This is a genomic window from Mycobacterium sp. E1715 (assembly GCF_001667625.1).
Classification (GTDB): Bacteria; Actinomycetota; Actinomycetes; order Mycobacteriales; family Mycobacteriaceae; genus Mycobacterium.
Genome location: NZ_LZJJ01000291.1, coordinates 1 through 12,313, shown reverse-complemented (window position 1 = coordinate 12,313; position 12,313 = coordinate 1). Strand labels below are relative to the sequence as shown.

The following is a 12,313-nucleotide window of genomic DNA, read 5'->3' as shown; positions in this document are numbered from 1 at the left end:
CCGTGCAGGTGCACCATGGAGAAGAACAGCTCATCGCCGGGCAGCGCGACGTCGTGCGAGAGGCCGACGTAGCCCACGTGACCGCCCGGTCGGGTGGCGGAGATCGCTTGCATCATCGATTGCTGGGTGCCGACCGCCTCCACGACGCTGTGGGCTACGTCGGCCTCTCGCACGACGTCGCGCTGCCCGGCGATGAGCTGTTCTTCTCCATGGTGCACCTGCACGGCGGCCTCGCCCCGGTACGGCGATTCCTCCCCGAGCTGATCAGGCTGATCTGGGACGGTGAGATCAACCCCGGCAAGGTGTTCGACCTGAACCTGCCGCTCCAGGACGCCGCCGAAGGCTACAAGGCAATGGACGAACGTCGCGCGGTCAAAGTGCTGCTCAACGTCTGAGCTCCGCCCGCTTAACGCTCGACCCAACGCGAGTTCAAGGCGAAGTCCGACAGATACTTGGTCGAACTCCAGCCGCCATCGACGACGATCGTCTGCCCGTTGATGAAGCTGCCCCCGGGGGAACACAGGAACGCAACGGTGCTGGCCATGTCATCGATGGTCCCCAGCCTCTGATGCGGCGTCATCTCGGTGTTGATTTTTCGGAACCTGTCGTCTTCCAAGCGCTTTTCGACCATCGGAGTGACCGTCACTCCGGGCGCCACAGCGTTGCATCGGATGCCGGCCGCCCCGTACTGACAGGCGATGTGGGTGGTGAGTGCGGTCAGCCCTCCCTTGGCCGCCGAGTAGGCGCCACCGCGCAGGCCGCCGACGACGGCGAACGTCGATGTGACGTTGATGATGGCCGACCCCGGTCCCATGTGGGGCAACGCTTCGCGCGCCAGCCTGAACGGTGCACGCAGCATCAAACTCAGGAAATAGTCGAGTGTTTCGTCGTCGGTCTCGTGCAGCGGCTTGGGGCTGCCCACCCCTGCGTTGTTGATGAGGAAGTCGACGTGACCCCAGCGGCCGACCGCGAGGTCCACGATGCGGCCCGGCGCGTCGTCCTCGGTCAGATCGACCGCGAGTGTCGCGACACGGCTCGGATCGTTGATGGCCCTTTCCAGCTCGGCCAGCCGGCCCTGATCCCGGCCCGTGCCGACGATCGCCATCCCCATCTCGGCGAGTTTCGTCGCGCATCCCAGGCCGATGCCGCTGCTTGCTCCCGTCACGATTGCGACCTGCATATCACCCATCTACCTTCGTCAGCGCGAGCTTGATCTGGTGTTTCAGCACCTTTCCCGCATCGTTCTTCGGCAGCGTGTCCCAGAAGACGACCTGTTCTGGCGCTTTGAATTTGGCGACGCCCTTGCTTTGCAGCAGGGCAAGCAGGCTCGCGACGTCCGGCCGTGATGAACCCGCGGGAACGATCACGGCGCACGCGCGCTCTCCGGTCCGGTCGTCGGGCAGTCCCACGACGGCGATTTCGGCCACGCCGGGATGGTCGGTCAGCAAGTCTTCGACCTCCTTGGCCGAGATGTTCTCGCCGTTGCGGATGATGACGTCCTTGGCGCGGCCGGTGACCAAGAGGTACTGGCCGTCGACCCAGCGGCCCAGGTCGCCCGTCCGGAAATAACCTGCCTCGTCGAAGGATTCGGCCTCATCCTCAGCGTGCAGGTAGCCCAATAGCATCTGCGGCCCCCGGACACAGATTTCGCCCTCGCCGGCCGCGGCGGCCGGGTGCGGGGCGAGCTTGATCTCGGCGATGCCCACGCGTCCGTCTGTCTCGGCCGCGTGGGCGGCCTCGTCTCGCTCCAGCGCTCCGACCGTCGTGACCGGCACTTCGGTGCAGCCGTACACCCGGGTGACCACCGCCCGGTCCAGATAGGCGCCGGCCCGGCGAATCAATGACGGCGAGACGGCGGCGCCACCGCAAATGAACACCTTCAAGGCGGGCAGCCGGCTGCCGGCACGCTCGGCGGCGGAGAGCAGCTGTTGCAGAAACGGTGTCGCCCCGGCCATATGGGTGCACCGCTGGCCGTCCATCACCGCCACGGCCGCCGATGGATCCCACCGATCCATCAGGATCGCGGACGTGCCCAGAAGCAGCGGACATTCGAACGCATAGATCGAGCCGCCGATGTGTGCGATCGGCGACGGCACCAGGAACGCGTCGCCGGGGCTGACGTCCCAGTGGTCCCGGATCTGGCGGATCAGCGCATGAATCGAATTGTGGCTGTGCAGAACGCCTTTCGGACGGCCCGAGGTGCCGGAGGTGTAGAGGACCATCCGCACGGCGTCGGGATCCAGGCTGGGCAGCCGCGTCGCGACCGGCCCCTGCTCCAGCAGTTGCGGGTACGGCGTGTGCCGGCCGGCTCGCCCCGTTTCGGAGCCGCGCAGCACGACCACCTCGGGCGCCCGGTCCATCGCGGCCGTCACCCCCTGGACCATCGCGGCATAGTCGTGACCGCCGAACCGGTGCGGGACGAAGATCATGGCGGCGCCGACGTCTTCGAGGATGAAGCGCAGCTCACGGTCGCGCAGCGAGGGCAAGATCGGATTCACCACCATCCCGGCGAGGGTCGCCGCCAGATAGATGACCGCCGCCTCGTGCCAGTTGGGCAGCATGAACGACACGACGCTGCCCACCGGCATGCGCGCCAGCAGGGTGTTCGCCAACGCGATGGCCTGCGTGTGGAGCGTGGCAACGTCGATCCGAATGTCCCGGTCCACCAGCACAATACGGCGCGGCGAAGTCGCCACGGCCGCGAGCAGGGAATCTGCCAGCGTGGTATGGACCCACAGGTCGCGCCGGTACGCGTCCGCCGCGCGTGCGGGGTCCTGGCGGGCCGGGGCGATCACCGCAACAACCTAATCTTTCACTCGGCGCATTGTCATCGCATACCGGAAGTCCGAAGACAGATGGGTGTTGATCGTCACCTGGGCGACCACGCCGTCAGACGTCGTATAGGTGCGCCGCATCTGTAGGGCGGCAGTCCCCGCCTCGACCGCGAGGCCGTCGACCACGTCGGGCGAAAGCACCACCGCGGCGATCTCTTGGTGTAGCTCGGCGATGGTGACACCGAACAGGTCCTCGATCAGCGGGAAGATCGGGCCGGCGTGCCGTTGCAGCAGCCTGCCGACCGCCGCGAAATCGCGGTTGATGTAGTACTCCGTTCGGCACAGGGGCGCTGACGCGCCGTCGGCCTGGCGGTACCCGCGCACGCTCAACCACTGTGTGCCGGCGAGCAATCCGGTTCGAGCGGAAAGGTCCCGGTCGATGGTCACCATCGCGTTCGACTCGATCGTCAGCTGCGCGCCGGCCGCGAAGACGAGCAGGTCGTCGATTGACATCGCGTCCTGCGCATAGGAACTGGTGGCCGGGCGCGGAACCACCCGGGTGCCCGCTCGCGGCCGGGACGCAACGAGGTTGTCATCGCGAAGCCGGCGCAGCGCCTCGCGAATGGTGTAGCGGCTGACCGCGAATCGCTCGCACAGCTGATGCTCCGTCGGGAGCTGCGAGCCGACCGGATAGACGCCGTCGACGATCTCCTTGCGCAGCGTGCGGGCGATCTGAAGGTAGCGGTGCTCGCCCGCGATGGCCTGGGTCATCAGCGGCCATCCCGGCGTAGAGCCAGGACGCTGCCGTCGCCGTCGGCCGAGAGGTAGAGGGTCCCGTCGGGCGCGGACGTGATGCCGGCAAAGGGGCCCTGCGGGCCGGAAAAGGGGGGCATCCCTTTCAACGGTTTGGGCGCCACACCCGGCGGCGGGCCGACCGGCAGCCCCGATGCGATGACGCGCCGGACCTGGCCATGCAGGTCGAAGGCGATCAACTCCTTGGTGCCCGCATCGACGATGTAGAGCACACCGTCACGCACCAGAATGCCTTGTGGGCGCAGCAGATCCGCCACCACGATGTCGCCGCCGGGTCCGCTCACCCTGACGACCCGCCCGGCCTCCGCCACCAGGGGCGCGCCCTCCGCGTCGATCGCGACGCCGACCGGATCCCGCAGGCCGGTGGCCAGCACCCCGACGCCGCCCGCACCCAGCGACAGGACCCGCCCGGTGCCCAGCTCGGCGAAGACGACCCCCTTGCGACCGACCGCAACGCCGTAGAGCTGGTCGAAACCGTCGGCCAGCACCTCACTTTGGCCGGCCGCAGGCCGGTAGCGGGCGACCTGACCGCCCGAGGTGGTCACGACGAACTCGCCGGGCCCGCTCGGCGCGATCCCCCGCAGGAACCCGGGATAGCCGGGGCTGAACAACATGCCCGCGGTCTGCAACGACCCGTCCGGCTGCACGACATAGAGGTAGGTGCCATCGGCGACGTAAAGCCGGCCGTCGTGGTCCACGGCCAGGTCGAGCGGCCAGTTGAGCCCGCCGGGCAACACCGTTCGCGTCTCGCCGGTGCGCGCGATCTCGGTGACCTCTCCGGTGAAGTTCGAGGCCAGCACCCGGTCGCCGACCAACGTGCAGTTGTCCAGGCCGGGGCTCAACTGGGCCAGTACCCGCCGCTCGCCGCTGCGGGGATCTATGCGAAGGACCTGCCCGCTGGCGACCTGGGTCGACACGATGCGGCCGTGGTTGTCGAACTTGACCGAGTCCGGTACACCGAGATCGGCTGCGACACAGTCTGGCTCACCGCCGTCGGGATCGACGCGCCAGATCTCGTTGGCGCCCATCACGGGAAAATACAACAGGCCGTCGGGGCCTACCTCCATCGCGTTCGGTGACGGCACCCCATCCAGCAGCACCCGCGGCGATCCGCCCGCCGGATCGAGTTCCAGCAACCGGCCGCCCTCACGGCATTCGCCGACGAACAACCGGTCCCGATAAAACGTGATGCCGTTCGCCGACGGGACATCGTCGCGCAGCACTCGGGTTCGCCCGGCGGTGTCGAGCACGCTGACCCGGCCGTCCATCACCTCGGTGGCGTACAGGTTGCCGCGGGAGTCGAACGCGACGTCGTCGGGGGCGACGATGTCGCCGCCCTTCGGGCTCACGGTTTCCAGCCGGCCGGTGCGGTGATCCAGTGCGCTGATCTGACTTCCGGTCACCTGCGCGATGTAGACGCGACCGTCCGGGCCGGTCCGCAAACCGTTGGCGCCGAACAGCCGGCTGGGAGCGGTCACTCGATCGAGGGTCCAGCCTTCCGCCACGTCGATCGGGTGATGTAGCGCCGCATACCGTGACGGCTCCGCCGCGGTGGCCCTCGAAATCGACATGCCTCGCCGGGATCCTTCCGTAGGCCGTTTGAGCTGGACGTTATCAATTACGGTTAGTCCAGACAATAGTCATCGGCAGCGCTCTGCTCGGCCTTGACAGTCCAGTCTGGCGATGGGAATAGTATTCTCCGAACGACAGAATGCCATATTTTGTCCGGACCAGTAGACAGCAGAGCCCGTTGCGCCCGTGCCCGGTGTTCGCAGCAGGGGAAAGCAGGCCATGGAGGACTTCCTCAGACTCGACGGTCGCATCGTGGTGGTCTCCGGCGCCGGGGGCGGCGGGATCGGTACCACCGTGACGGCGATGGCCGCGCGGGCCGGCGCCACCGTGATCGCGGTGAGCCGGTCGAAGGAGAATCTCGACGAGCATGTCGCCCCGCTGGCCGGTCAGGGTCTGGCGGTGGTGCCGGTGGCGGCCGACGCCTCGACCGATGAGGGCATCGCCGCGGTCATCGATCAGGCCCGCCGCGCCGAGGGCAACCTGTACGGGCTCGTCAATGTCGCCGGCGGTGCCGCGCCATCGACGTGGATGCCGTCGACCCGTGTGACGCGGCACGACTGGCGCGAGATTTTCGCCGCAAACCTCGAGACCGCGTTCTTCATGAGCCAGGCCGTGGCGGCCGAGCTGGTGGCCCAGCAGCGGCCGGGATCGATCGTGTCGATCTCGTCGATCAGCGGCATGAACACCGCGCCCTTCCACATCGCCTACGGCACCGCTAAGGCCGCCATCGCCGCGATGACGCGCACCATGGCACTCGAGCTTGCCCTGGCCGGCATCAGGGTGAACGCCGTGGCGCCGGGCGTCACCGAGACCGCCGCCTCGCGCACCTATGTCGACTCCGACCCGGACCGGGATCGGCGGGCGATCGCGATGGGCAGGCGCGGCAGGCCCGAGGAACAGGCGGGCGCCATCCTGTTTCTGCTGTCGGAACTCTCCAGCTACATCACGGGCCAGACGCTGCTCGTCGACGGCGGGCTTGACCTCAAGTGGAGTCATCTCGACGCCGACAACACGTCGTTGTTCCTCAAGGACGAATCCTTCCGCGCGGCCATCAGGAGGATGCGATGACCGACCTCGCCAAGGGCGTGAACGCCGCAGCGGCCGAGGAACTTTCGCGGCCCGTCACGATCGGCGTCGAGGCCTACATCTCCGAAGACTACGCGCGCGCCGAGCGCGACAAGCTGTGGCGGAAGGTATGGCAGCAGGTCGGCCGGGTCGAAGAGCTGCCCGAGGTGGGCAGCTACCTGACCTACGACATCCTTGACGACTCGATCATCGTCGTGCGCACCGGACCACGCGAATTCCACGCCCACCACAACGTGTGCATGCACCGCGGCCGCCGACTGATCGACACACCCGAGGGTGCGAAGAACGCCCGCGGCCGTGCCCGCAAATCGTTCGTCTGCGGATTCCACGGCTGGACATACGGTTTGGACGGGGCGTGCACCCACATCCGCGAACAACAGGACTGGCAGGGGGCGCTCACCCCCGACAACACCCACCTGCGGCCGGTCAAGGTCGACACGTGGGGTGGCTGGCTGTGGGTCAACATGGACCCCGACTGCGAATCGCTGGCCGATTACCTGTTTCCCGCAGCGAAGATTCTCGACCCCTTCGGGTGCGAGAACATGCGCTACAAATGGCGAAAGTGGCTGTTCTTCGACTGCAATTGGAAGGTCGCGCTCGAGGCGTTCAACGAGACCTACCACGTCTACACCACCCATCCCGAATTCAACAGGTTCGGCGAATTCAAGGGCTGGGCCAAGGCGCAGGGCAAACACAGCAACATCGGCTATGACGCTCCGGACGACATGGAGGCCACCAAGTCCAAGATCCGCCTCGGCACCGGCGCCGACCCTCGCGTGTCCACCGCGGAGATGCAGGTGTACACGATGGAGGAAACGAACGCCACCACCACCCAGACCCTGGTGAACGCGGCCAAGCGGCTGGTGGACGAATTGCCCGAGGGAACACCGGCCGACAAGGTCCTCGAGCACTGGCTGGCGTCGGCGCGCCGCGACGACGCGGCCCGCGGCGTGATCTGGCCGACGATTCCCGCCGACATCCTCGGGCAGGCCGGCACCGCGTGGCAGATCTTTCCGAACTTCCAGATCGGGCAGGGCCTGACCAGTGCGCTGTGCTACGGCGCGCGACCACATCCCAGCTACCACCCCGACAAGTGCATCTTCGAGGTGTCGGTCTTGGAGCTCTATCCGAAAGGCCAAGAGCCCGAGACGGAATGGGAGTACACGCCGGTCGGCGATCCCAGGTGGCGTTCGGTCCTGCCGCAGGATTTCTCGAACATGGCCGCGGTGCAGCAGGGCATGAAATCGCTGGGCTTTCCGGGCACCAAGCCCAACCCGTACCGCGAACGCAGCACCGTCAACCTGCACTACCAACTGTCGAAGTACATGGGTACCGGCGCACCGCGGGAGCTTGAAGACACATGACCATGTTCGGAAACGATTGCGGACCGACGCAGACGCCGGACGACGCCGACATCGAGACGCTGCGGGAGAAGTATCGGCAGGAACGTGAAAAGCGGCTGCGCAAAGAGGGTTCCAAGCAGTACATCGAACTCGAGGACGATTTCGCCGGCTACTACGAGGTGGACCCGTACACGCCCGTCACACCTCGGGATCCGATCAACGAGGACATCGACGTGGCGGTTCTCGGGGGCGGCTTCGGGGGCCTGCTGTCGGCGGCCTATCTGAAGAAGGCGGGCGTCGACGACGTACGGATCATCGAGCTCGGCGGTGACTTCGGCGGCGTCTGGTACTGGAACCGCTACCCGGGTATCCAGTGCGACAACGAATCTTACTGCTATATACCGCTTCTCGAAGAGCTCAACTTCATGCCGTCGAAGAAATTCGCCGACGGCGCCGAGATCTACCAGCACTGCCGGAACATCGGCAAGCATTTCGGTCTCTACGACTCGGCGGTCTTCTCCACCCAGGTGCACGATCTGCGCTGGGACGAAGACATCAGGCGCTGGCGCGTCGGCACCAATCGCGGCGACGACATTCGCGCTCGCTTCGTCGTAATGGCGTCCGGCCCGTTCCACCGGCCCAAGTTGCCCGGCATTCCCGGCATCAGAGACTTCCGGGGACACAGCTTCCATTCGTCACGGTGGGACTACGCCTACACCGGCGGCGATGCCCAGGGCGGACTGGACAAGCTGGCTGACAAGCGCGTGGCCGTGGTCGGCACCGGCGCCACCGGGATCCAGATCGTGCCGTTCCTGGCCCGCCACGCCCAACACCTGTACGTCTTCCAACGCACCCCGTCGACCGTGGACGCGCGCAACAACGCGCCGACCGATCCCGAATGGGTCAAGACCCTGAAACCCGGCTGGCAGAAGGAACGCCAGCGCAACTTTCACTCCTGGACGTTCGAGGGCATGGCGCTCGGCCAGCCGGATCTGGTGTGCGACTTCTGGACCGAGCTCGGGCGCAACACCGCCGCCCGGGTCCTCGCCCTGGACGATCCGGCGGCACTGACTCCCGAACAGTTCATCGCGATCCGGGAGGAGGAGGACTACAAGGTCATGGAGCGGCTGCGCCGGCGCGTGGCGGCCATCGTCGAGGACGAGACGACCGCCGAGGCGCTGAAGCCCTACTACCGGTTCCTGTGCAAGCGGCCCTGCTCCAACGATGACTACCTGGCAACGTTCAACCGGTCCAACGTCACGCTGGTCGATGTGTCGGCGAGCAAGGGGGTCGAGCGCGCCACCGAAAAGGGCCTTCTCGCAAACGGTGTCGAGTACGAGGTCGACTGCATCATCTACGCGAGCGGATTCGAGATCACCACCGAAATCAGCCGCCGCTACTCGATCGAGACGATCGAGGGTCGCAACGGGCTGTCGCTGTTCGACTACTGGCACGACGGCTACAAGACGTTGCACGGCATGACCAGCCGCGATTTTCCCAACCAGTTCTATACCGGGTTCACCCAGGTCGGCATCTCCGCGAACATCGCGGCCAACTACGAGGTGCAGGGCGAGCACATCGCCTACATCATCGCCGAAGCCCTGGCGCGCGGCGCGACCACCGTCGAGCCCAGCCAGGAGGCTCAGGACGCGTGGTGCCAGACGATCCGCGAGACGGCGGTCGACAACTCGGCGTTCGATGCTCAGTGCACGCCCGGTTACTACAACAACGAAGGCGGCGGGGGCGGCGAGGGAATCCGGTCCCACCTCGGTGAGCCCTACGGCCCCGGCTTCTACGCCTTCGAAGACCTGCTGCGCGTCTGGCGGGCCAGGGGCGACCTGGAAGGTCTGGTCCTGGGCACGTGAACGAGACCCCTTCCACAGAGCTGAGATTCGACGGCCGCGTCGCCGTGGTGACCGGCGCCGGCCGCGGATTGGGCCGCTCCTATGCCCTGCTGCTCGCGGCGCGTGGCGCGAAGGTCGTGGTGAACGATCCGGGCGGCGGCCTGACCGGCGAGGGTCGCGATCCCGGACCGGCCGAGCACGTCGCAGCCGAGATCACGGCGGCGGGCGGGGACGCGGTCGCGTGTACCGCGTCGGTCGCGACCCGCGAAGGCGGTGAAGCGATCATCCAGACCGCCGTGGAACGTTACGGCGGCATCGACATCCTCATCCACAACGCCGGCAACGTCCGTCGCGCGTCGCTCAAGGAGATGAGCTACGAGGATTTCGACGCGGTCCTCGACGTCCACCTGCGCGGTGCGTTCCACGTTGTGCGGCCGGCGTTTCCGCTCATGTGCCGGGCGGGCTACGGGCGCATCGTGTTGACGTCGTCGATCGGCGGCCTGTACGGCAACCACGGGGTGGCCAACTACGCGGCCGCGAAGGCCGGCGTCATCGGACTGGCCAACGTCGCGGCGCTCGAAGGCGCCGCCGACGGTGTCGCGTGCAACGTCATCGTCCCGGCCGCGGTGACCAGGATGGCCGACGGCATCGACATCTCCGCCTACCCGCCGATGGGTCCGGAACTCGTTGCACCCGTCGCGGGTTGGCTCGCCCACGAATCCTGCTCGGTGAACGGGGAGATGTTCATCGCGCTGGCGGGTCGGGTGGCGCGGGTGGTCGTCGCCGAAAGCCCGGGGGTCTACCGGCCCTCCTGGACGATCGAAGACGTCGGCCGCCACCTGGAGGCGATCCGATACGTGGAGGCGCCGTTGATCTTCCCGGTCCTGCCCGACGGGCACGACCGGCACATTCGCTACAGCTTCGAATTGTCGCACCGCTCAAGCGATCAAGGAGCGCTGCATGGCTGACGCGACCGGTCCGCTCGCCGGCGTGCGAGTGATCGACCTGACCGCCATGGTGATGGGACCGTACTGCACGCAGATCATGGCCGACATGGGCGCCGACGTTATCAAAGTCGAACCGCCGGAAGGGGATAACACCCGCTACATCTCGGTGGGCCCGGCACCAGGCATGAGTGGCGTGTTCGTCAACGTCAACCGCGGCAAGCGCAGCGTCGTGCTGGACCTCCGAACCGAAACGGGCGCGGCCGCACTGCGCGGGCTGCTCGAAACGGCGGACGTGTTCATCCACTCGATGCGCGCCAAGGCGATCGCCAAGCTGGGGTTCGGCTACCCCGAGGTCGCCGCGATCAACCCGCGGATCATCTACACCAATTGCTACGGCTACGGCAGGCGTGGACCCGAACGCGACCGGCCCGCATACGACGACACCATTCAGGCCGAATGCGGCCTGCCCGCGGTGCAACAACAGCTGACGGGCGAGGCCGACTACGTCGGGACCATCATGGCCGACAAGGTCGCTGGTCTGACGGCGCTCTACGCGACGACGATGGCGCTGTTCCACCGCGAGCGCACCGGTGAGGGACAAGAGGTCGAGGTCGCGATGTTCGAAACCATGGCCTCGTTCATGCTCGTCGAACACGCCAACGGTGCACTGTTCGATCCCCCGTTGGGGCCGGCGGTCTATCCGCGCACCGTGGCGCCCAACCGCCGCCCGTACCGCACCAGCGACGGCTACATCGCCGCGTTGATCTACAACGACAAGCACTGGAACGCGTTCATCGATGCCGTGCAGCCGCCGTGGGCCGATGGGTCGCATTCGACGCTGGAACAGCGCGCCCGCCAGATCGACGCCGTCTACGGCTTATTGGCCGAAACGATGAAGCAGCGCTCTACCGAGGAATGGCTGGCCTTGTTCCGCGACCTCGAGATACCGGCCGCACCGCTCAATACACCGGGCGCGCTGTTCGATGACCCGCATCTCAACGCCGTCGGCATGTTCGAGACCGTGGACACCCCGCACGGCCCGGTGCGCTTCCCGGGCGTGCCCACCTGGTTCTCACGGACGCCGGGGCGGGTCGCGGGGCCCGCCCCCGAGCTCGGCGCCGACACCACCGAAGTGCTCGCCGAAATCGGCGCGAGCAGACGCGGAATCGCACGAGATGCCCCGCCACAGTGCGAGTCTGTGTCTGCTCGCGAGGGAAAGGAGTCCTAGATGGGTGTGCCCGTCTACAAGCGCATTCTGGACCTGTTCGAGGCCGAGGGTGTCAATACCTTGTTCGGCATCCCCGACCCGAACTTCGTGCACATGTTCGCGGAGGCGGATGCCCGTGGCTGGTCGGTGGTCGCACCGCATCACGAACTCAGCGCGGGATTCATGGCCGAGGCTGCGTCGCGGATGACGGGCAATCCCGGCCTGTGCATCGGCACGCTCGGACCGGGCATGGCCAACATCGCGGGGGCGATCCAGTGCGCGAAAGTGGAAAACTCCCCGGTGATCTTCATCGGCGGCCAGCGAGCACGCATCACCGAGCGCCGGGTCCGGCGCGGCCGCATCCAGTTCGTCCGGCAGGAACCGCTCTTCGCGCCCTCGGTCAAGTACAGCGCCTCCATCGAGTACGCCGACCAGACCGACGAGATCATCCACGAGGCGATCCGCCGGGCCATGTCCGGCACGCCCGGCCCGGCCTACATCGAGTACCCGTCGCACGTCATCCTCTCCGAGCTCGACGCGGCGGATCCACTGCCGCCCCACCGGTATCGACTCGTCAACCAGACCGCGGGTGAGCGCGAGGTGGCCGAAGCGGCCAAGCTGATCCGGGCGGCCCAGAGCCCGATCTTGTTGGTGGGGCACGGGGTCCACACGTCGCGCACGGGTGCGACGGTCCGGGAGCTGGCCGACCTCATGGCCTGCCCGGTGA

10 protein-coding genes and 1 pseudogene are annotated in these 12,313 nt (G+C 67.0%); 7 read left to right on the top strand and 4 right to left on the bottom strand.

From position 1 onward, the window contains the following. Window positions 1-143: 143 nt before the first annotated feature. Window positions 144-395, top strand: a pseudogene (locus A9X03_RS14895) (IMP dehydrogenase); the annotation flags it as partial. Between the two features lie 11 nt (window positions 396-406). Here the strand turns inward: A9X03_RS14895 and A9X03_RS14890 are convergent. From A9X03_RS14890 to A9X03_RS14875, 4 genes are read right to left on the bottom strand one after another with little or no spacing between them, the layout of a single operon-like run. Beyond that, entirely contained in the window at window positions 407-1,189 is a 783-nt protein-coding gene (locus A9X03_RS14890) for an SDR family NAD(P)-dependent oxidoreductase (RefSeq protein WP_067749431.1), read from the bottom strand. After that, window positions 1,182-2,795 (bottom strand): AMP-binding protein, encoded by a 1,614-nt coding sequence (locus A9X03_RS14885; protein WP_068261670.1) that lies wholly within the window; start codon window positions 2,793-2,795, stop codon window positions 1,182-1,184. The genes A9X03_RS14890 and A9X03_RS14885 overlap by 8 nt, the downstream gene beginning before the upstream one ends. A 9-nt stretch (window positions 2,796-2,804) precedes the next feature. Then, on the bottom strand, window positions 2,805-3,545 hold the full coding sequence (locus A9X03_RS14880) for a GntR family transcriptional regulator (RefSeq protein ID WP_068017634.1): 741 nt from the start codon (window positions 3,543-3,545) through the stop codon (window positions 2,805-2,807). Beyond that, window positions 3,545-5,158 (bottom strand): SMP-30/gluconolactonase/LRE family protein, encoded by a 1,614-nt coding sequence (locus A9X03_RS14875; RefSeq protein ID WP_068261667.1) that lies wholly within the window; start codon window positions 5,156-5,158, stop codon window positions 3,545-3,547. Before A9X03_RS14875 ends, A9X03_RS14880 begins: the two co-directional genes overlap by 1 nt. Window positions 5,159-5,378: 220 nt before the next feature. Here A9X03_RS14875 and A9X03_RS14870 point away from each other — a divergent pair, with 220 nt between their 5' ends. From A9X03_RS14870 to A9X03_RS14845, 6 genes are all read left to right on the top strand, one after another. Further along, the gene (locus A9X03_RS14870; protein WP_067749453.1) at window positions 5,379-6,227 is read left to right on the top strand and encodes an SDR family NAD(P)-dependent oxidoreductase; all 849 of its coding nucleotides are present in this window, start codon (window positions 5,379-5,381) and stop codon (window positions 6,225-6,227) included. Beyond that, a complete protein-coding gene (locus tag A9X03_RS14865) occupies window positions 6,224-7,609 on the top strand; it encodes an SRPBCC family protein (protein WP_068261664.1) in 1,386 nt (461 codons plus the stop codon). Before A9X03_RS14870 ends, A9X03_RS14865 begins: the two co-directional genes overlap by 4 nt. After that, the gene (locus A9X03_RS14860) at window positions 7,606-9,453 is read left to right on the top strand and encodes an NAD(P)/FAD-dependent oxidoreductase (RefSeq protein WP_067785443.1); all 1,848 of its coding nucleotides are present in this window, start codon (window positions 7,606-7,608) and stop codon (window positions 9,451-9,453) included. The genes A9X03_RS14865 and A9X03_RS14860 overlap by 4 nt, the downstream gene beginning before the upstream one ends. After that, entirely contained in the window at window positions 9,450-10,400 is a 951-nt protein-coding gene (locus A9X03_RS14855; RefSeq protein WP_068261661.1) for an SDR family NAD(P)-dependent oxidoreductase, read from the top strand. Before A9X03_RS14860 ends, A9X03_RS14855 begins: the two co-directional genes overlap by 4 nt. Next, window positions 10,393-11,607, top strand: a complete 1,215-nt coding sequence (locus A9X03_RS14850; protein WP_068017650.1) for a CaiB/BaiF CoA-transferase family protein — start codon at window positions 10,393-10,395, stop codon at window positions 11,605-11,607. Before A9X03_RS14855 ends, A9X03_RS14850 begins: the two co-directional genes overlap by 8 nt. Continuing rightward, window positions 11,608-12,313 (top strand): thiamine pyrophosphate-binding protein (locus tag A9X03_RS14845; RefSeq protein ID WP_197696084.1); only part of this gene is annotated, 706 nt, incomplete at its 3' end.